Origin of the sequence: Pseudomonas sp. NFACC16-2 (genome assembly GCF_900119205.1) — a bacterium.
GTDB classification, from domain to species: Bacteria; Pseudomonadota; Gammaproteobacteria; order Pseudomonadales; family Pseudomonadaceae; genus Aquipseudomonas; species Aquipseudomonas fluorescens_Q.
The window spans coordinates 117,956-138,488 of the sequence record NZ_FPIX01000007.1 but is presented as its reverse complement, the minus strand read 5'-3'; the positions used below and the strand labels follow the sequence as shown (position 1 = coordinate 138,488).

General features: G+C 61.2%; 18 protein-coding genes and 1 tRNA gene. 12 read left to right on the top strand and 7 right to left on the bottom strand.

The annotated features are described in order from the left end of the window. Positions 1–5 precede the first annotated feature (5 nt). Positions 6–82: transfer RNA gene (locus tag BT116_RS08895), tRNA-Ile, on the top strand. 58 nt (positions 83–140) lie between these two features. Here BT116_RS08895 and BT116_RS08890 read toward each other — a convergent pair. Together BT116_RS08890 and BT116_RS08885 are read right to left on the bottom strand one after the other, a co-directional pair. Next, a complete protein-coding gene (locus BT116_RS08890; RefSeq protein WP_072342436.1) occupies positions 141–1,337 on the bottom strand; it encodes a type II toxin-antitoxin system HipA family toxin in 1,197 nt (398 codons plus the stop codon). Next, positions 1,337–1,588: a helix-turn-helix transcriptional regulator gene (locus BT116_RS08885; protein WP_170845954.1), complete on the bottom strand. Its 252-nt coding sequence runs from the start codon at positions 1,586–1,588 to the stop codon at positions 1,337–1,339. Before BT116_RS08885 ends, BT116_RS08890 begins: the two co-directional genes overlap by 1 nt. A gap of 335 nt (positions 1,589–1,923) precedes the next feature. Here BT116_RS08885 and BT116_RS08880 point away from each other — a divergent pair, with 335 nt between their 5' ends. Continuing rightward, on the top strand, positions 1,924–4,287 hold the full coding sequence (locus BT116_RS08880; RefSeq protein ID WP_305883130.1) for a hypothetical protein: 2,364 nt from the start codon (positions 1,924–1,926) through the stop codon (positions 4,285–4,287). A gap of 36 nt (positions 4,288–4,323) precedes the next feature. After that, positions 4,324–4,785 carry an Lrp/AsnC family transcriptional regulator gene (locus BT116_RS08875; RefSeq protein WP_018607342.1) on the top strand — a complete coding sequence of 154 codons (462 nt, stop codon included), beginning with the start codon at positions 4,324–4,326 and terminating at the stop codon, positions 4,783–4,785. Between the two features lie 118 nt (positions 4,786–4,903). Here BT116_RS08875 and BT116_RS08870 read toward each other — a convergent pair whose 3' ends face one another. Next, the gene (locus tag BT116_RS08870; protein WP_072342430.1) at positions 4,904–5,218 is read right to left on the bottom strand and encodes an XRE family transcriptional regulator; all 315 of its coding nucleotides are present in this window, start codon (positions 5,216–5,218) and stop codon (positions 4,904–4,906) included. Beyond that, positions 5,211–5,489, bottom strand: a complete 279-nt coding sequence (locus tag BT116_RS08865) for a type II toxin-antitoxin system RelE/ParE family toxin (RefSeq protein WP_072342427.1) — start codon at positions 5,487–5,489, stop codon at positions 5,211–5,213. The genes BT116_RS08870 and BT116_RS08865 overlap by 8 nt, the downstream gene beginning before the upstream one ends. Positions 5,490–5,844: 355 nt before the next feature. Here BT116_RS08865 and BT116_RS08860 point away from each other — a divergent pair, with 355 nt between their 5' ends. The 9 genes from BT116_RS08860 to BT116_RS08820 all read left to right on the top strand — a co-directional run bounded on the left by BT116_RS08860 (position 5,845) and on the right by BT116_RS08820 (position 16,046). Further along, complete coding sequence (locus BT116_RS08860) at positions 5,845–7,527, top strand: flavin monoamine oxidase family protein (RefSeq protein WP_072342425.1); 1,683 nt, start codon at positions 5,845–5,847, stop codon at positions 7,525–7,527. Positions 7,528–7,539: 12 nt separating this feature from the next. Next, the gene (locus BT116_RS08855; protein WP_072342423.1) at positions 7,540–8,334 is read left to right on the top strand and encodes a carbon-nitrogen hydrolase family protein; all 795 of its coding nucleotides are present in this window, start codon (positions 7,540–7,542) and stop codon (positions 8,332–8,334) included. A 62-nt stretch (positions 8,335–8,396) separates the two neighbouring features. Next, positions 8,397–10,838, top strand: a complete 2,442-nt coding sequence (gene pqqF, locus BT116_RS08850; protein WP_072342420.1) for a pyrroloquinoline quinone biosynthesis protein PqqF — start codon at positions 8,397–8,399, stop codon at positions 10,836–10,838. A 169-nt stretch (positions 10,839–11,007) separates the two neighbouring features. Then, positions 11,008–11,082, top strand: coding sequence for a pyrroloquinoline quinone precursor peptide PqqA (gene pqqA, locus BT116_RS08845; RefSeq protein WP_003177660.1), 75 nt, complete (start codon positions 11,008–11,010; stop codon positions 11,080–11,082). An 80-nt stretch (positions 11,083–11,162) separates the two neighbouring features. Beyond that, the gene (pqqB, locus tag BT116_RS08840; RefSeq protein ID WP_072342417.1) at positions 11,163–12,074 is read left to right on the top strand and encodes a pyrroloquinoline quinone biosynthesis protein PqqB; all 912 of its coding nucleotides are present in this window, start codon (positions 11,163–11,165) and stop codon (positions 12,072–12,074) included. 11 nt (positions 12,075–12,085) lie between these two features. After that, entirely contained in the window at positions 12,086–12,838 is a 753-nt protein-coding gene (pqqC, locus tag BT116_RS08835; RefSeq protein WP_072342414.1) for a pyrroloquinoline-quinone synthase PqqC, read from the top strand. Beyond that, positions 12,835–13,110, top strand: coding sequence for a pyrroloquinoline quinone biosynthesis peptide chaperone PqqD (gene pqqD, locus BT116_RS08830; RefSeq protein WP_063324089.1), 276 nt, complete (start codon positions 12,835–12,837; stop codon positions 13,108–13,110). The genes pqqC and pqqD overlap by 4 nt, the downstream gene beginning before the upstream one ends. After that, a complete protein-coding gene (gene pqqE, locus BT116_RS08825; RefSeq protein ID WP_072342412.1) occupies positions 13,082–14,251 on the top strand; it encodes a pyrroloquinoline quinone biosynthesis protein PqqE in 1,170 nt (389 codons plus the stop codon). Before pqqD ends, pqqE begins: the two co-directional genes overlap by 29 nt. After that, positions 14,217–16,046: a S9 family peptidase gene (locus tag BT116_RS08820; RefSeq protein ID WP_072342409.1), complete on the top strand. Its 1,830-nt coding sequence runs from the start codon at positions 14,217–14,219 to the stop codon at positions 16,044–16,046. The genes pqqE and BT116_RS08820 overlap by 35 nt, the downstream gene beginning before the upstream one ends. A 126-nt stretch (positions 16,047–16,172) precedes the next feature. Here BT116_RS08820 and BT116_RS08815 read toward each other — a convergent pair whose 3' ends face one another. The 3 genes from BT116_RS08815 to BT116_RS08805 form a co-directional block, all read right to left on the bottom strand. After that, positions 16,173–16,331, bottom strand: a complete 159-nt coding sequence (locus tag BT116_RS08815) for a YqaE/Pmp3 family membrane protein (protein ID WP_003177654.1) — start codon at positions 16,329–16,331, stop codon at positions 16,173–16,175. Positions 16,332–16,676: 345 nt separating this feature from the next. After that, positions 16,677–18,455, bottom strand: a complete 1,779-nt coding sequence (locus BT116_RS08810; protein ID WP_072342406.1) for an acyl-CoA dehydrogenase C-terminal domain-containing protein — start codon at positions 18,453–18,455, stop codon at positions 16,677–16,679. 245 nt (positions 18,456–18,700) lie between these two features. After that, the gene (locus tag BT116_RS08805; protein ID WP_072342403.1) at positions 18,701–20,497 is read right to left on the bottom strand and encodes an acyl-CoA dehydrogenase C-terminal domain-containing protein; all 1,797 of its coding nucleotides are present in this window, start codon (positions 20,495–20,497) and stop codon (positions 18,701–18,703) included. Positions 20,498–20,533: the final 36 nt, after the last annotated feature.

Here is a 20,533-nt window from a genome sequence, read left to right as displayed (position 1 = left end):
ACTGAGGGCCTATAGCTCAGTTGGTTAGAGCAGAGGACTCATAATCCTTTGGTCCACGGTTCGAGTCCGTGTGGGCCCACCATACAAAAAGCCGCGCATTGCGCGGCTTTTGCGTTCTTGAGCCTGTTGACTCTTGCGCCCTAGGCGAAGGTCTTCATAAATGGCTCAGCACACTGCCTGATGGCTGCGACCACATTCGGTGCCTGTTCACAAAGTTCAGTCGAGCGGGCCAGCACTTGTTCCAGTGCTTGCAACTGTTTGCGGATTACTTCTTCTGGCCGGACAACATCACATACCCGAGCGAAGTCCAACAGGCCCTGTCGCGAGGCAAATAGCGACTTGTTGCCGACCAGATCAAGGGCCAATACATCTCTTGGAATATAGGCCGTGGTGTTGACGATGTCGTAGGCAGGCGCCAACCGCGCGTCGCGCTGGGTAGGGTCGGAATAGAGCAGCCCGAAGTTCTTCAGATGGGCGTCACCATTGCCGACGATGCAACTCAAGGCCACGATGGCAAATAAATGGGCCAGGGAGTCCTGCACTTGCTCAGACGGGCAGAACAGACGGATGGCTTTGGCAATGGCTGAATAGCTCTTGCTGTACTTTTGCCCCGCAGCAAGCCCCATCAATGCGGCCATGTCCTCGAAGCCGATGGGGTTGAGCTGCTCGTCTCGATCGAAGCGACGCATAACGAACAGCTTGGAATTATCGGAAAGGTAGAACTCCGGCACCTTGATCCCGGCCTCCCTGGCTACAGACATGCAGAGGAACTCATTGATCGCCAGCCCCGGAAATTCGTCCCGGCCGCTCTTGATAATCAGGTCGGAGGTTTTCGAGGTAAACCGTTGCGCAGCACCATCCTGACGCTCTGGAACGAGCACCTTGGGCTGCACGCCCGATATCCCGGCACGCAGAACGTAACGATCCACCAAGTCGGCAAAAATGTCCTGCGCACCATCCCAGGCCAGGATTTCCTCCAGCCGTTCTCCAGGAAATTGTTGGCGTAGTAGAAGCGCATCGACCTCCGGTGAACTCACCTCCACCCGCCCGATAGGCGAGCTACTGCCAGACAGTGCAAGCAGCAGCATGGGGTCGACGTTCGTCACCTTGGCCAGACGGTTGCGTAGCTGCTCCAAGACGTAACCTTCGGGCAGATTCATCTGGAAGATCGGGTGCAGCTCTCGATGACGGTATTCATCCAGACGCACAGGCATCAATAAACTGATTGCCGCCTGTGCATCAGCATCTTCGCGATAACGAAACAGGTAGTCTCCAGTGCTGGAGAGGATCCTCCCGCTATCACCTTCAGGTGTTGCTACCCGTAGCAAGGTCGTCATCAGTCGAACACTCCCTGGATTTCCTCAAGCGTAGGCATCGCAGCCGGTACCACGGCGAACTCACAATCCAGGGCCCCCAGGACTCGTGCATAGGCAAGCATCCCCACCGACGGGTCACCCTTTTCGATGGCAATGACCTTCTGCCGAGTGACACCTGCCAAGGTAGCGAGATTGGCCTGGGTCAGGCCGCGATTGCGGCGGCGCTTGCGAACCTGCTCGCCCAGACGCATGAGGATGAGGGAATAATCCATGTTATGTATACAAGACAAATAAGATTAAATGTAACGTATACCTAACTTCCCAAAAAATCAAAGCAGATATGCCCTCGAAGTTAACGTGCTCACCTTTCACCGGAACATCCGTCCCCGAATCGACTTCAAAAGCTCTCCGTTGCTTGACCGCGATAGCAACTTTGGCAACTGGCCGCCCCCTTTCCTTGTTCCTCGACTCACCTGGAAGTAATACTCTGGGGAATTAACGACGGGCGAGGCCCGTTCAACCTTCCTCAAGCGAGATCCCCATCATCGCCAGCCCCAGCCTCTCCCGACTGTTTCTTGAACTGTTCTGGCAACTCGGCATCCTGCTGGTGCCGGCTTTTTTCGTCACGATATTGCCTCCCCCATTGGCTTTGTTGGCGGTGTTGTTCTTCGGCCTGCTGATGGGGCTTGCCGCGCGATTCGGTTTTCTGTCGGCCGGGCGAGTCTGTGGCAGGTTGATCGTCGGCGCCGTGTTCGGCCTGGGTTTCAGTGTGGGTCGGGCCTTGCCTGAGTGGTGGGGCATCCTGGCGGCCATTGCCAGCATCGGTGTCGGGCTGGCGTGTGTCAGCATCTGGGAGCGGCGCCTGGGCTTGGTGCCCGTTTCCGGCAAAGGCGCCAGTGCCTGGGGTGGAAGCGAGCCGCAACTGACGCCTGAAGGGGAGCCGATCCGGGTGTTCAACCACAGTGAAATCGCCATGGGCGGCCCCACTTATTGCGACTATCTGTTTCCCGATGGCGTGCTCCTGCAAGGCCTTGGCTCTTCGTCCATGTTCTCCCGCGACGGGCGCTATTTTGCGGCGACTGTACCGTCCCGGCAGAACTGGGGGCTGGTCGTCCTCGATCGTCAACAGCGCCAGGTGTACCGCTGTGCCGACAGCGAACTCTGGGAGTTGGACGCTTTTGATCTCGGCGTGTTGAGCGGGCGCCATAGCCCGCTGGTGGACGACAGCGTTCGCGAAATCCGACTGGATGAGCTGCTCCAGACGGCCAGCGTTACCCACCTGGTCGCCTTCGCCGACCTGTGGCTGGACTCCGATTGGCATCCCGAGCAGGTTCAACCTACCTTCGAGCGGCGTTCGGCGGACGGCCAGCGCTGCCTGCGGGGCGACATTGTCTTGCCCGTGACGTTTCGCGACCTGGCCCAGCCGCTGGAACCGCTGGTTTCACCGCGCTACGCCATCAGCGTCAACGGGCAACCGTCCGGCCTGTTGATGGCGGCCGATGCGCCGTTGGTATGGAGCAGCGATCAACGCGCCCTGGTGTGTCTGGCCCAGGAACAAACCCCTCATGCAGACGGCGACCAGTATTGGCTGTGGCAGCTGGACCTGGGCTGGCGCGCCCTGCCCTCGCCGTGGGTGAAGTGCGAAGCAGAACCGTCCTTCTATTGGCACGAGCTGCTGGGTCTCGACGCAAGCCATGTGCAGATCGGCTCGTACCTTGACTATCCGCGACCGGGCTCCGGGCGTTATGGCTACCGCTTGGACAGCATCCACGGCGATACCGAGACCCAGATCGGTCACGACGCCCAAGGTCGCGTGCAGGTTGGCGAATTTGCGCTGACCCGCATGACCATCGCCATGCCGTTGGACAGCCAAGGCCAGCGCGGTGACTCGTACATCGAGACGCAGCCGATGCAGGACGGGGTGCGCGCGCGGTTGACCTGGCTTGGCGATAATCCCGATGGGCTGGGCGGTTATCGCTGTCAGATCGGCGACTGGCAATTACCTGGCCGCTGGTTGTTGGACCATCGGGTCTCCGATTGCGGACGTTACCTGGCCCTGCTGCCCTTCGACGGTGCCACGACGGTCGCAACCCAGGGGGTGGTTGCCGATATGAAGGAACGACAACTGCTGCAGGGGCCCGCGATGTGGGTCGCGCGCCTGCTCGATTTCCGCGCCGGCCGGCTGAGCCTGGCAGTGGTTGCCGGACGTCTTGATCAAGACCTGGAGAGCAGCGCACTGCAACGCTTCAACATCCCCGCGCCGCAGAGCGATAGCGTCCCTTCGTTCTTTCAATCCGACGAACAATCCCGGCTGTTCTACAACACCGTGGAGCTGCAGGTGAGCGATTCACACCTGCACAGCGTTGCCCCCTGGCGCCTGGTGGATCGTCCGCAAGCGGCCACCGCCGACGGCGACTTCATCCAGCCTGCCCCCGACCATCAAGATGCCGCCTGGCTGTTCGGCAGCGAGACGGAATATGCCGACAGTTGGGTGCGTGCACAGGCGCCCCGGCTCGGAGGCCATTTGCTGACAGCCTCAGGCTGCGCGTTGGTTGACCTGGCACCGTCGATGATCTGGTCGACCGATAGCCGTTACCTGGCCCTGACCTGCATGGAAACCGATGTGACAGAACAGTGTGGCAGTTATCGAGGCTGGCAATTGCTCCTCCTGGATGTCGAGGAACACACGTTGCGAGTGCATCCGCAGTGGCTGGGCAACCGGCCGCTGTTTGAAAGCTTCGACGACGAACAGCTGCATGTACGCTGCTTTGAGCGCGATTGGGAAGCGCAAGACGATGACGACCCAGGCTCAGCGCAGTCATTCTCACTGGATCTCTTGTTGCAGTTGCCCGCCGAACAGTTGGTTTGCCAGGACGGTCTCTGGTTCAGGACTTCACAGGTACACCGGGCCTGCGCCTGGCGCGCACTGGCTTTGCCTGCCATCGACTATTTCGCGCATGAGAGCCTGTAACATGCTCGCCATCGAATGCCTGCGCCGGAGCCCACTTTGACTGATACTCGCCCTCCCGTCCTCGACGAAATCGACCGGCAATTGATTGCGGCGCTGCAAATCAACGCCAGGGAAAGCGTCGCCATGCTCGCCCGGCAACTGGGTATCGCCCGCACGACCGTGACCTCGCGGCTGGCACGCCTGGAAAAGACCAAGGTGATTACCGGATATGGCGTGCGCCTGGGCCAACGGGTGATTGACGGCGGCTTGCAGGCTTACGTGGGCATCAAGGTCCAGCCGCGCTCCGGCAAGGACGTGCTGCGACGCTTGAGCGCCATGGCCCAGGTACAGCAACTGTGCGCGGTCAGCGGTGAGTTCGACTATGTCGCCTGGTTGCGCACGGACTCGCCGGAACAGCTGGACCAGTTGCTGGACCAGATCGGCAGCGTGGACGGTGTGGAGAAGACCACCACCTCGATCATCCTCAGCAGCAAGATCGATCGAGGCCAGCCGGTCTAAGCCTGGCGTCACTTGACCTGTGGGAGCTTGCTTGCGATGGCGATCTGTCAGTCCATGAAATTGCTGACTGAACCGATGCTATCGCGAGCAGGCTCGCTCCCAAAGGGAACAACGCAAGTTACGGTGTTGGATGGGAGAAATTTTCGATCCTGACCTGCCCCTCCGGGAAGGTCGCGATAATTTCCAACTCCCCCCCCATGGCCCGGATGTAGTTGCGCAATGTGCTGATGTACATGTCCGTACGGCGCTCCATTTTCGAGACTGCCGCCTGGTTGATATGCAGTGCCTTGGCCAAGGCCTCCTGGCTCAACTCCTGTGCCTGACGCAACTCGTGCAACGGCATTTCTGCACGCAACCGCTGATACAGAGCCTGTGCACGCGCCTGGGAGTCAGGCGAACGACGCGCCATCAAATCGGAAAATTTCTTAGCCATGGTCAAAGCCCTCTCTCTTCAATACTTCCAAATGCTCGTCATAGAGGCGTTCGGCCAAAGGCACATATTGCTGATACCAACGGTCCTGGCCGGTCTTGTCTCCCCCAATCAGCAGGATGGCGCAGCGTCGTGGATCAAACGCATAGAGCACACGATAAGGCCCGGTATCGCCGAGCAGCATCACCGAGACCTGTACCGAGTCCTGCTCTGGCTCACTGAGCCGGTCCCACCACAACTCAAATTCGTCAGTGTATTCAACGTCCCATTTCATACGAATATGCCACCCAGGATATATAACCTCAAGGGAATAATCATAGGAGTTTCGGCGGGTATCTGTTGCTGTTGATCGCGCAGACAATTGTTAGGGCGCGTTTCTGTGGGAGCGAGCTCGCGATGGCGTTAATTCACTCAGCACCTTCATGGACTGACGCACCGCTATCGGGAGCAAGCTCCCACAGTGGAGAAACTTCGTCATTATGATTTATGGATAGATCAAAATGACTGCCATACGCTCAAAACGACGACATATTGTGTCTTATTAACGTGTTCCACCCTCCCTAGAATGGCTGGCATCTTTCCTATACTCAGACGCGAACACCGCGTCGAGTCGCCCATCAAGGTCAGCCATGAACAAGAACAATCGCCACCCAGCAGACGGTAAGAAGCCCATCACCATTTTCGGGCCGGACTTTCCTTTCGCCTTTGACGACTGGATCGAGCATCCGGCTGGCCTGGGCAGCATACCCGCCCACAACCACGGTACCGAAGTGGCGATTGTCGGGGCCGGGATCGCCGGCCTGGTGGCGGCGTACGAGCTGATGAAGCTGGGTCTCAAACCCGTGGTCTACGAGGCGTCGAAGATGGGTGGGCGCCTGCGCTCACAAGCGTTCAATGGCGCCGAAGGGGTGATCGCCGAGCTGGGCGGCATGCGTTTTCCAGTGTCCTCCACCGCGTTCTACCATTACGTCGACAAGCTGGGGCTGGAGACCAAACCATTCCCCAACCCGCTGACCCCCGCGTCCGGCAGCACGGTCATCGACCTGGAAGGCCAGACCTACTACGCACAGAAACTGGCGGACCTTCCCGTGCTGTTCCAGGAAGTCGCCGACGCCTGGGCCGATGCGTTGGAGGATGGCTCGCGCTTCGGCGACATCCAACAGGCGATCCGCGACCGCGACGTGCCACGCCTCAAGGCGCTGTGGAACACCTTGGTGCCACTGTGGGACGACCGCACCTTCTACGACTTCGTCGCCACCTCCAAGGCCTTCGCCAAGCTCTCTTTCCAGCACCGCGAAGTGTTCGGCCAGGTCGGTTTCGGCACCGGCGGCTGGGATTCGGACTTCCCCAATTCGATGCTGGAAATCTTCCGGGTCGTGATGACCAACTGCGACGACCACCAACACCTGGTGGTCGGCGGCGTCGAGCAGGTGCCCCACGGCATCTGGAACCACGTGCCGGAACGCTGCGCGCACTGGCCGCAAGGGACCAGCCTGAATTCGCTGCACCTGGGTGCCCCACGCAGCGGCGTGAAGCGCATCGCCCGCGCGGCTGATGGCCGGTTCAGCGTGACGGACGTGTGGGAAAACACCCGTGAGTACGCCGCTGTGCTGGTCACCTGCCAGAGTTGGCTGCTGACCACCCAGATCGAATGTGAAGAAGCGCTGTTCTCGCAAAAGATGTGGATGGCCCTGGACCGCACCCGCTACATGCAATCGTCAAAGACCTTCGTGATGGTCGACCGGCCATTCTGGAAGGACAAGGACCCGGAGACCGGCCGCGACCTGATGAGCATGACCCTGACCGACCGTCTTACCCGTGGCACCTACCTGTTCGACAACGGGGACGACAAGCCAGGGGTGATTTGCCTATCGTATTCCTGGATGAGCGACGCGCTGAAAATGCTCCCGCACCCGGTGGAAAAACGCGTGAAGCTGGCCCTCGATGCCCTGAAGAAAATCTATCCCAAGGTGGACATCGCCGCGCGGATCATCGGCGATCCGATTACCGTGTCCTGGGAAGCCGACCCGCATTTCCTCGGCGCATTCAAGGGCGCCCTGCCCGGCCACTATCGCTACAACCAGCGCATGTATGCGCATTTCATGCAGGACGACATGCCGGCCGAACAACGCGGGATCTTTATCGCCGGTGATGACGTCTCATGGACACCGGCCTGGGTCGAAGGCGCGGTACAGACCTCACTCAATGCCGTGTGGGGGATCATGAAGCACTTCGGCGGTGAAACTCACGCCGAGAACCCGGGTCCTGGTGATGTGTTCCATGAGATCGGTCCGATCGCCCTGCCCGAATAAAAGGAGTTTTCGATGCGTGTAGCCCTCTACCAATGCCCGCCGCTGCCACTGGATCCGGCCGGCAACCTGCACCGCCTGCACCAGGTGGCGCTGGAAGCCAGGGGCGCCGATGTGCTGGTGCTGCCGGAGATGTTCCTGACCGGCTACAACATCGGCGTCGACGCAGTGAATGTATTGGCCGAGGTCTACAACGGCGAGTGGGCGCAACAGATCGCCCGCATTGCCAAGGCTGCCGGCCTGGCGATTGTCTACGGCTACCCTGAGCGCGGCGAAGACGGGCAGATCTACAACGCCGTGCAACTGATCGACGCCCAGGGTGAGCGCCTGGCCAACTACCGCAAGAGCCACCTGTTCGGCGACCTCGATCACGCCATGTTCAGCGCCGGCGACGCCGCATTGCCCATCGTTGAGCTCAATGGCTGGAAGCTTGGCCTCCTGGTCTGCTACGACCTGGAATTTCCGGAAAATGCCCGACGCCTGGCCTTGGCCGGCGCCGAGCTGATCCTGGTGCCGACCGCCAACATGCAACCCTACGAGTTCATCGCCGACGTCACCGTGCGGGCCCGGGCCATCGAGAACCAGTGTTTCGTGGCGTACGCCAACTACTGCGGCCACGAAGGTGAATTGCAGTATTGCGGCCAAAGCAGTATCGCCGCGCCGAATGGCAGCCGCCCGGCGCTTGCAGGGCTGGATGAGGCCTTGATCGTCGCAGAACTGGATCGACAACTAATGGACGACTCCCGTGCGGCCTACAACTACCTGCACGATCGCCGTCCTGAGCTTTACGACGACCTGCACAAACACTGATTGAGGATTGAGAACGCGGCCTAATCCGCTAGCATGAGCGCATCTTTGTTCTGGAAGCGCTCATGCCGGCCCCCGACTCCCTCCGCCCCCACACTGAAACCCTGGCCAACGGCTTGCGGGTGACATTGCGTCACGTCCCAGGCCTCAAGCGCAGCGCTGCAGTACTGCGAGTCGCGGCTGGCAGCCATGACGCGCCCCTGGCCTGGCCGGGATTGGCGCACTTGCTCGAGCATCTGTTCTTCCTCGGCACCGAGCGTTTTCCCGCTGGGGAGAACCTGATGGCCTACGTGCAGCGCCATGGCGGCCAAGTCAATGCACGCACCAGCGAACGCACCACGGATTTTTTCTTCGAATTGCCACCCGCAACCTTCGCCGAGGGACTGGAACGGCTGGGGGACATGCTCACTCACCCACGCCTGGATGAGGCCGATCAGTTGCGCGAGCGAGAAGTGCTGCACGCCGAGTTCATCGCCTGGTCCCAGGATGCTGCAGCCCAGCGACAGCTTGCCTTGCATGACGGCCTGTCGGCGAGCCATCCGCTGCGGGGTTTCCATGCCGGCAATCGCGACAGCCTCGCGGTGGCGCAAAGCGAATTCCAAAGCGCATTGCACGACTTCTATCGCCGCTTTTACCAGAGCGGCCAGATGACCCTGAGCCTGGCCGGCCCGCAAAGCATCGACGCCTTGAAAGCGCTGGCTGAACAGTTCGACAGCCACCTACCTGCCGGCGAAGCGCTTGCCAGGCCGGCACCACCAAGTTTGATGGCATCGTCCCCGACAAGTTATCAACAGGCCCGCGAGGGTTGCCTTGATCTGCTGTTCGCCTTCGAAGATTTACCGGCCGCCTCGCCTCAAGCCCTGGACTTTCTCTGTATGTGGCTGAACTCCAGCAAACCGGGCGGCTTGCTCGCCACGTTGCGTCAGCGCGGCCTGGCTGACAGCCTCAAGGCCACCGCGCTGTATGAGTTTGCCGGGCAGGCGCTGCTGCACATCGAATTCAAACACGCCAACGCTCCGGCATCGGCGCAAATCCAGCCTTTGCTGCACGACTGGCTGGGGTTCTTTGCCGCCCAGGTCGACTGGGCGCCGTTGCGCCAGGAGTTCACCGCACTGTTGCAGCGCCGGCAGGAGACAGGATCGGCCTTGCAGGTGGCCCGCTGGGACGGTGAAGGACGTGACGGGCCGCTGTTGGCAAACGACCTCGTGAGGCTCAGGGAAATCCTCAGGCAACTGCACCCCGCCGATAACGTCGTGGAACCCTGGCAGTTGCCCGCACCCAATGCGTTCCTGCAAACGCCAAGCGAAGCGCCCCGCGCCGGGCTGATACGCGGCCAGACCAGCGCCCACCGCGGCTTGCGAACCTTCGCCCAGGACCGCTCCCGGGGGCGTCGGGAACGCTCACCCATGCAGTTCAGCCAGGCGCTGCCAGACAACGGTCGTGAAGGCGCGGTGTACCTGCGCTGGCAACTGGCGACCCAGACACCGCAGGACTTTCAATCCAGGCTCGACCGGCACCTGCAGGATGTGCGAGAGGATGCTCGCCAGGCCGGCGTGGATGTCAGCTTCCAGTCCTCCGGTAATCAATGGCTACTGAAACTGATTGGCTTACAGGCGCCGATACCGTTGGTGCTCGAACACATTCTGACGAAGCTTGCGCAACCGCTGCCAATGGCCCTGGCCCGTCACGAACCCCCGCCGATGCCGATTCGGCATCTGTTGAAGGCGCTGCCAGATCACTGCCGCCCCAACCGCCAAGCGTCAGCGTTGCCAATGCCCGACAGCGACCAAAGCGTGTGGACAACGGCCCGATGGGACGGGCTGTGCATCGGCCTGTCGGCGGCCACCCAAGGGGCGTTGGGCCCTGCGTTAGCCCGAGTGCCGGGCATTGCCGGTGATGAAGCCAGCCTGGCGCCGGCACCTCGCGGACAACGCCTCTGGCATACGCTCCAGACTCACGGCGAAGAACCGGCCGTGTTGCTGTTTTGCCCGACAGCCATCCCGACGCTGGCCGACGAAGCCGCCTGGCGATTGCTGGCACAGCTGTGTCAGACGCCGTTCTATCAGCGCCTGCGCGTCGAGTTGCAGTTGGGCTACGCGGTGTTCAGTGGGTTGAAGCAGATCGACGGGCAAACCGGGATATTGTTCGGCGTCCAATCGCCCAGCCTTTCGGCGACGCAACTGAGCGCCCACATCGAACAGTTCCTGGCCGGGCTACCGGCGTTGCTCCAGCAACTCGATGATGTCTCCCTGACCGGCCAGCAGCAGGCGCTTGCCGCCCAATTCCAGAGCACCGCCCTGCCCTGCGCCCAGGCCGCCGAACTGCTCTGGCAGGGCAAGCTGGCCGGCCACCCGTCGGATTATCTTGAACAACTCTCCGCTGCCATCGTGTACCTGGATCGCACGCAGCTACAAAGAGCCGCCCAACGTCTGATCGAGGCTGAAGGGGGATGGTATTGCCTGAGCAATGGAGCCTGCCCGGGAGAGCGCTGGCAAGCGCCGCAGTGATCATTGCAGCGGCCGTAATGAGCTTTCTTCGAGAATCGCGGCGAACGATCTGTCAGATTTAGTAACATAGCCGCCTAAGCATCTGAACATCTCCGCGCGGAGGTGGACTATATGTATAGGTCTCAACCGTTCCAACTAACGAAAGCATCCCAACCAAAGGAGTATTCCCATGTCCTGGTCCAAACCCGCATATATCGACCTGCGTATCGGTTTCGAAGTCACCATGTACTTCGCCAGCCGTTGAATGCTGCAGGCGGTTAAGCACGCAGCACTACGCCTCGGCCAGCCGAGGCGTTTTTATTTCGGTTTGCAGATGGAGCAGCCATGTTCGTCCAGATTCTAGGTTCTGCCGCCGGTGGCGGTTTCCCCCAGTGGAACTGCAACTGCGCCAATTGCGCAGGTTTTCGCGACGGCAGCCTGCGGGCCCAGGCGCGCACCCAATCGTCCATCGCCCTGTCCGATGACGGTGTGAACTGGGTGCTGTGCAACGCCTCCCCGGACATTCGCGCCCAGCTCCAGGCGTTCGCCCCGATGCAGCCGGGCCGGGCCCTGCGCGACACCGGCATTGGCGCGATCATCCTGATGGACAGCCAGATCGACCATACCACCGGCCTGCTCAGCCTGCGTGAAGGTTGCCCGCACCAGGTCTGGTGCACCGACATGGTCCATGAAGACCTGAGCACGGGCTTTCCGCTGTTCAACATGCTGACCCACTGGAACAGCGGGTTGAGCTGGAACCGTATCGAACTCGACCAATCGTTCACCATCCCGGCCTGCCCGAACCTGCGCTTCACCCCGCTGCCCCTGCGTAGCGCCGCACCGCCCTATTCACCGCACCGCTTCGACCCACATCCAGGCGACAACATCGGGCTGATCGTCGAAGACCTGCGCACCGGCGGCAAACTGTTCTATGCCCCCGGCTTGGGCAAGGTCGACGAGTCATTGCTGGAGATCATGGCCGGCAGCGATTGCCTGCTGGTGGACGGCACGATGTGGGACGACGATGAAATGCAGCGCCGTGGCGTTGGCACCCGCACCGGCCGGGAAATGGGCCACCTGGCACAGAATGGGCCCGGCGGAATGCTGGAAGTGCTGGAGTGCCTGCCCAATCAGCGCAAGATCCTTATTCATATCAACAACACCAACCCGATCCTCGATGAAGACTCCGCCGAACGGGCCGAGCTGGTGCGGCGCAATGTCGAAGTGTCTTACGACGGCATGAGTATTGAACTGTAGGAGCAACTGAAATGACTGACACCCCCCTGTCCCCCGCCGAGTTCGAAGCCGCCCTGCGTGCCAAGGGCGCGTATTACCACATCCATCACCCCTATCACGTGGCGATGTATGAGGGCCGCGCCACTCGCGAGCAGATCCAGGGCTGGGTCGCGAACCGTTTTTACTATCAGGTGAATATTCCGCTCAAGGATGCCGCGATCCTGGCCAACTGCCCGGACCGGGAGATCCGCCGCGAGTGGATCCAGCGCCTGCTCGACCACGACGGCGCGCCCGGCGAAGACGGCGGTATCGAAGCCTGGCTGCGGCTGGGCCAGGCGGTGGGCCTGGACCCCGATCAACTGCGCTCTCAGGAATTGGTGCTGCCAGGTGTGCGTTTCGCCGTGGACGCCTACGTCAACTTCGCCCGGCGGGCCTGCTGGCAGGAAGCCGCCAGCAGCTCGCTGACCGAACTGTTCGCCCCGCAGATCCACCAATCGCGCCTGGACAGCTGGCCGCAGCACTACCCGTGGATCGACCCAGCCGGCTATCAATACTTCCGCACCCGCCTGGGCCAGGCCCGGCGTGACGTGGAGCATGGCCTGGCGATCACCTTGCAGCACTACACCACCCGCGCAGGGCAAGAGCGAATGCTGGAGATTCTCCAGTTCAAACTGGACATCCTCTGGAGCATGCTCGACGCCATGAGCATGGCTTACGAATTGAACCGCCCGCCCTATCACAGCGTGACCGCCCAACGGGTTTGGCACAAAGGAATTACCTTATGAGTTTTAACCGCAGCCAAACCCCACGCTGGCGCCCCGGCTATCGCTTCCAGTACGAACCGGCGCAGAAAGGCCATGTGCTGCTCTATCCTGAAGGCATGATCAAGCTGAACGACAGCGCTGCGCTGATCGGCGGGCTGATCGACGGTGAACGGGATGTCGCGGCCATCGTCGGCGAGTTGGCGAAGCAGTTTCCCGACGTGCCGGAACTCGGTGACGACATCGAGCAATTCATGGAGGTCGCCCGTGCACAGCACTGGATCGAACTTGTCTGACACCGCCGGGCTGCCGCCCAAGCCTGAAGTCGGCCTGCCATTGTGGCTGCTGGCCGAGCTGACCTACCGTTGCCCGCTGCAATGCCCGTATTGCTCCAACCCGCTGGACTTCGCCGAGCAGGGCCAGGAGTTGAGCACCGAACAGTGGTTCAAGGTCTTTCGCGAAGCCCGCGAGATGGGCGCCGCGCAGTTGGGCTTTTCCGGCGGCGAGCCGTTGGTGCGCCAGGACCTGGCCGAGTTGATCGGCGAGGCGCGCAGGCTGGGTTTCTATACCAACCTGATCACTTCCGGCATCGGCCTGACCGAGCAGAAAATCAGCGACTTCAAGAAGGCCGGCCTCGACCATATCCAGATCAGTTTCCAGGCCAGCGACGAGCAGGTGAACAACCTCCTGGCCGGCTCGAAGAAAGCCTTTGCGCAAAAACTGGAAATGGCCCGGGCGGTGAAGGCTCACGGTTATCCGATGGTGCTGAACTTCGTGACCCACCGGCACAACATCGACAAGATCGATCGCATCATCGAGCTGTGCATCGCCCTGGAAGCCGACTTCGTCGAACTCGCCACGTGCCAGTTCTACGGCTGGGCGCAGCTCAACCGCGTCGGCCTGCTGCCCACCCGGGAGCAATTGGTACGCGCCGAGCGCATCACCAATGAATACCGCGCCAAGCTGCAAGCGCAAGGCAATCCATGCAAGCTGATCTTCGTCACGCCGGACTACTACGAAGAACGCCCCAAGGGCTGCATGAACGGCTGGGGCAGCATTTTCCTCACCGTCACGCCGGACGGCACGGCATTGCCCTGTCACGGTGCCCGCCAGTTGCCGGTGCAATTTCCCAACGTGCGCGACCACAGCATGCAGCACATCTGGTACGACTCATTCGGCTTCAACCGCTTCCGCGGTTATGACTGGATGCCCGAACCGTGCCGCTCCTGCGATGAAAAAGAAAAGGACTTCGGCGGCTGCCGCTGCCAGGCGTTCATGCTCACCGGCGACGCCAGCAACGCCGACCCGGTGTGCAGCAAATCCGCACATCACGGGGTGATTCTGCAGGCGCGGGAAGACGCCGAGCACGCCACGCAAACCATCGAACAATTGGCCTTTCGCAATGAACGAAACTCGCGCCTCATCGCCAAAGGCTGAGCCTTTCAGCGCCGCCCAGGCCGTTGCCGCCGGCACCGACTTCGCCGAACTGCAGCTCGGGCCTTTGGGCCTGTTCTGGAATGAATACCGCCCCGCAGACGGTGCTTGCCGGATCTGGCATTGGCAAGACGCCACGCCCCGCTGCCTGACACCGGACGGATTCAGCGCGCGCAGCCGGGTCTATGAATACGGCGGTGGATCATTCTGCCTGAGCCATTACGGTGTGCTGTTCGTCAATGAGGCCGACCAGCAGCTGTACCACCAATCCCTGAACGACGAACGCCCCATAGCGCTGACCTCGGGTGACTGCCGTTATGGGGATCTGAGCTTCGCCGACGGCCAGGTACTGGCGGTGGAAGAACGGGCCAACCAGCATCGCCTGGTGTCGATCGGGCTGGAGGATCATCAGCGACACCTGCTGGCCGAAGGTGCGGATTTCTACGCGTCCCCTACCGTGAGCCCGGACGGCCAGCGGCTCGCCTGGATTGAATGGAGCCGCCCGCATCAGCCCTGGACCGCAACGCGCTTGATGCTGGCCGAGCGCAATACCACGGGTTGGGGTACGCCGCGCTGTGTCGCGGGCAACGGTGAAGAAGAGTCCATCCAGCAACCGCGCTTCGATACGGCCAGTCGTCTTTATTGCCTGACTGATCGCGGTGGTTATTGGCAGCCTTGGCTAGAGTCGGACCAGGGCCTGGAACCGCTGTCTGCCGCCCAAGCCGATCACGCCCCAGCGCCGTGGCAACTGGGTGGCTGCACCTGGCTGCCGCTGGACCAACACACGTACCTAGCCAGTTGGACCGAAGCGGGTTTTGGACGCCTGGGCCTGTGCCACGTTGACGATGTCGCTGAGGACTTCACCGGCACCTACACCCGCTTTCGCAGCCTGGCGCTGGATGAGCGGTTCATCTACGCCGTTGCAGCCTCGCCGACCGGCCCATCGGCGGTCATTGCCATCGAGCGGCACAGTCATGAAGTGGCGGTGCTGGCCGGCGGCGTCGCGCCATTGCCCGTCGAACAGATCAGCCGGCCCCGCACCCTGCGATACCCCTCAGGCTCAAGTGAAGCCCATGGGTTCTTTTATCTGGCCATGACTGCCATCGAGAAACCGCCGCTGGTGGTGTTTATCCACGGCGGACCGACCTCAGCCTGCTACCCCATCTTTGATCCGCGTATCCAATACTGGACCCAACGCGGTTTCGCCGTCGCCGACCTCAATTATCGAGGCAGCAGTGGTTATGGCCGGGCGTATCGACAGGCGCTGCACTTGAATTGGGGGGTGGTGGATGTCGAGGATGCTTGCGCGGTGGTCGCGTATCTGGACGAACAAGGCCTGATCGATGGTCGCTGCGCATTCATTCGTGGCGGCAGTGCCGGTGGATATACAACCCTGTGCGCCCTGGCGTTCCATGAGGTGTTCCGGGCCGGCGCCAGCCTCTATGGCGTCAGCGACCCCGTCGCCCTCGGCCGCGCGACGCACAAGTTCGAAGGGGATTACCTGGACTGGCTGATCGGCGACCCGCAAAAGGATGCCGAACGCTACCGCGCCCGGACGCCGCTGCTGCATGCCGGGCGGATTCGCGTACCGGTGATCTTCTTTCAAGGCGAGCTGGACGCCGTGGTCGTGCCACAGCAGACTCGGGACATGGTCAGGGCTTTGGAGCAGAACCGCGTTACGGTCGAAGCGCACTACTACCCGGATGAGCGTCATGGTTTTCGCAAGGCGGCGAACCAGGCTCATGCGCTGGAGCATGAGTGGTTGTTTTATCGCAGGGTGATCAATTGCGGTCTATGACAACGGCGCTCATTGTGGCGAGGGAGCTTGCTCCCGCTGGAGCGCGCAGCGGTCCCAATGTTTTTGCGATTGCTGCGCAATCGAGCGGGAGCAAGCTCCCTCGCCACAGATAAATCCCTCATGGCCTCAGCGCTTGGCGATGATGTACACCGCATGCACGATGCCGGGGATATAACCCAGCAGCGTCAGCAGGATATTCAGCCAGAAAGCCCCGCCAAAACCCACCTGCAGAAACACACCCAATGGCGGCAGCAGGATGGCGATAATGATACGAATGAAATCCATGGATGACTCCCTGATCGACGATGGCCAAATTGCCATATAGCTCATTGACCCCAGCCCGCTCGCCAGGGTTCAGTGAAACGCAACCAGAAGCAGGCCCGATGGAGGGCGCCTGCCAGGAACAAAAAACGCACGCAAAAGAAAACCCCGCCGAAGCGGGGCTTTGCAGACTGTTTCCCTGACATCCATTTCACTCCGCCTTCCTGGCAGAATCCTACGTGTCCGTGTTGTTACTTTTGCGCATCCTGCGCGGCGTCCATGTGAAGTAGATTAGCCTTGGATCCAACCTGCCGATAGAGGGAAAACGCCAGCACATTGTGTAAGCGTTTGCTTACACAATATCAGTTTTTAGAACTGTCCGGGCTCCAGCAAGAACAGCGACTCGCTCCCTGCCTTCACCGAAGCACTCAAGGAGTGAATACGCGGCAGCAGGCGGGCGAAATAGAACCGCGCCGTGCCCAATTTGCTCGCGTAGAAATCATCCTGGCTTTCTTTGCCCAAGGCCGCCCTGGCCATCAACGCCCACATGTAGGCATACGCGGTGTAGCCAAACGCCTGGAGATACTCCACCGACGCCGCGCCGATTTCGTTCGGGTTGCTTTTCGCCCGGTCCAGCAACCATTCGGTCAGCTCATCCAGCGTACCGACCGCATCGTTCAGCGGCTTGGTGAACTCCGCCAGGTCGCTGCTCGCGGTGGCCGTGAAGTGACGGATTTCATCGGCAAACAACTTGTAGAACGCACCGCCGCTGCCGACGATCTTGCGCCCCACCAGGTCCAGCGCCTGGATACCGTTGGTACCTTCGTAGATCTGGGTGATGCGCACGTCACGCACCAGTTGCTCCTGACCCCATTCACGAATGTAACCGTGGCCGCCGAACACCTGTTGACCATGGACTGTGGTTTCCAGGCCCAGGTCGGTCAGGAAGGCCTTCGCCACCGGTGTCAGCAACGCCACCAGGTCTTCGGCGCGCTTGCGCGTGACTGGATCTTCGCTGAACTTGGCGGTGTCCAATTGCATCGCCACGTAGGTGGAAAATGCCCGGCCGCCTTCGTTCGAGGCTTTCATGGTCAGCAGCATCCGACGCACGTCGGGATGGACGATGATCGGGTCAGCGACCTTGTCCTTGTTCTGCGCACCGGTTGGCGAACGACTTTGCAGGCGGTCACGGGCATATTCGATGGCGTTCTGGTAGGAACGCTCACCGGAGGCCAGGCCTTGGATACCGACGCCCAGACGTTCGTAGTTCATCATGGTGAACATCGCCGCCAGGCCCTTGTTCGGCTCGCCTACCAGGTAACCCACGGCTTCGTCGAAGTTCATCACGCAGGTAGCGGATGCCTGGATGCCCATCTTGTGTTCGATCGAGCCGCAGTTGGCCGCGTTGCGCGCGCCCAGGCTGCCGTCGGCATTGACCATGAACTTGGGCACCAGGAACAGCGAGATGCCCTTGGGGCCTGCCGGCGCGTCCGGCAGTTTCGCCAGCACCAGGTGAATGATGTTCTCGGTGAGGTCGTGTTCGCCGCCAGTGATGAAAATTTTCGTGCCGCTGACCTTGTAGGAACCGTCGGCCTGGGGTTCGGCCTTGGTGCGGATGATCCCCAGGTCCGTACCGGCATGAGGCTCGGTCAGGCACATGGAACCGGCCCAGACGCCGGCGTACATGTTCGGCAGGTACGCCGCTTTCAGTTCTTCACTGGCGTGGGCATTGATCGACAGGCAGGCGCCGGCGGTCAGCATCGGGTACAGGCCGAAGGACAGGCTGGCGGAGTTGACCATTTCCTCGACCTGGGCCGAAACGGCCTTGGGCATGCCCATGCCGCCGTACACCGGGTCACCGCCGACACCGACCCAACCACCTTCAGCGTAAGTCTTGTAGGCCTGTGGGAAACCTGCCGGCGTGGTGACGGCGCCGTCGGCCCAATGGCAACCTTCTTCGTCAGCGGCGCGGCTGAGGGGCGCGATGCTTTTGCTGGTGACTTTGCCGGCTTCTTCAAGGATCGCTTCGACCGTTTCGGCATCCACGGTATCGGCCAACACCGGCAATTGGGCCCAGAGTTTCGCGACCTCGAACACTTCATTGAGGACGAAGCGCATATCGCGCAGGGGCGCTTTGTAGTCAGCCATGGCAAACCTCGCAGGATCTAAACAGTTGGTTCGTGAGAAAACGGTTTTTACATGGATTGGAGTGTACCTCAACAACTTTTGCGACACATAGGGTCAACCTATGACTGTTTTGTTATTTTTAGTCAACATACAGACTTGAATGTGATGGTGGCGAGGGAGCTTGCTCCCGCTTGAGTGCGCAGCACTCACAAAAAAGGGGCTGCTGCGCAGCCCAGCGGGAGCAAGCTCCCTCGCCACAGGTTCAGTCAGAGGGCAAACAACTCTGCAGGTAGCTTCATCAGGCAGTCGCTCCCGGCCTCGACCGCAGCCCGATGGGCGGTCGTACGCGGCAGCAGGCGCTTGAAGTAGAACTCGCAGGTCGCCAGTTTGGCCTGGCAGAAATCGCCGTCACCGTTGCCGCTGTCGAGTTGCGACTGGGCCACCACTGCCATGCGCAACCACAGGTAGGCCAGGATGATGTAACCGCTGTACATCAAATAATCCACGGAGGCGGCGCCGACTTCATCTGGATTCTTCATGGCGGCCATGCCAACCCGAGTGGTCAGCTCGCCCCACTGCTGGTTGAGCCCGTCGAGTTGCGCGACGTACGCCTTGAGCTGCGGATGTTGCACATTGGCAGCGCAGAACTTATGGACGATTTTGGTGAAGCCGCGCAACAACTTGCCCTGGCTGCCCAGCACCTTGCGCCCCAGCAGATCCAGGGCCTGGATACCATTAGTGCCCTCGTAGATCGGCGCGATGCGGCAATCTCGCACCAACTGCTCCATGCCCCACTCACGAATGAAGCCGTGACCGCCAAACACTTGCATGCCGTGGTTGGTCACCTCCAGCCCGGTGTCGGTCATGAAAGCCTTGCAGATCGGCGTGAGGAACGCCAGCAGGTCCTCGGCCTCCTGGCGGGCGGTTTCGTCCGGACTCAGATGCGCGGTGTCCAGCAGTTGCGCGGTGAAATACGTCAGCGCCCGATTGCCTTCGTTGAAGGCTTTCATGGTCAGCAGCATCCTGCGCACATCGGGATGGACGATGATCGGGTCGGCGACTTTTTCCGGTGCCTTCGGGCCGGTCAGCGCGCGCATCTGCAAACGGTCGTTGGCGTACCTGATGGCGCCCTGGAAGCTCGCCTCGCCCAGGCACAGGCCCTGCATGCCAGTGCCGAGCCGGGCGTGGTTCATCATGGTGAACATGCAATTGAGGCCCTTGTTCGGCTCGCCGATGAGGAACCCCTTGGCCCCATCGAAATTCAGCACACAGGTGGCCGATGCCTTGATGCCCATCTTGTGTTCAATCGAACCACAGGACACGCCATTGCGCGCCCCTGCCTCACCCCTGGCGTCGGGCAGGAACTTGGGCACGATGAACAGCGAGATGCCCTTGGTCCCGGCGGGAGCGTCCGGCAACTTGGCCAGCACCAGGTGGATGATGTTATCGCTCATGTCGTGTTCGCCGGCGGAAATGAAGATCTTGCTGCCGGTGATCCCATGGCTGCCGTCGGCCTGGGGCACGGCGCGGGTCTTGATGATGCCCAGGTCGGTGCCGCAGTGGGCTTCGGTCAGGCACATGGTGCCAGTCCATTGGCCGGCGGTGAGTTTACTCAGGTAGGTCTGTTTCTGTTCTGCCGTGCCGTGGGCATGGATCGCCGACATGGCGCCATGAGTCAGGCCCGGGTACATGCCCCAAGACGTATTGCTGGAGCCGATCATCTCGCTGATGACCAGGCCCAGGGAGCTGGGCAGGCCCTGGCCGCCATACGCCGGGTCCGCCGCCAGCCCATGCCAGCCGCCCTCCACGTACTGTGCGAAAGCCTGCTTGAAGCCTGTCGGCGTGGTGACTACACCGTTGTCGAAATGGCAACCCTCTTCATCACCGCAGCGATTGAGCGGCGCCAGCACGTTCTCACAGAACCTGGCACCCTCTTCGAGGATCGCGCTGACCATGTCCGGGCTTGCGTCGCTGACGCCCAGCTCGGCATAGCGACCATGGAAATCGAAGACGTGATCGATCAGAAAGCGCATGTCACGCAGTGGGGCTTTGTACTCGGGCATGGTGGTTTTCTCCGGTAGCAGATCGTTTCAACCTAC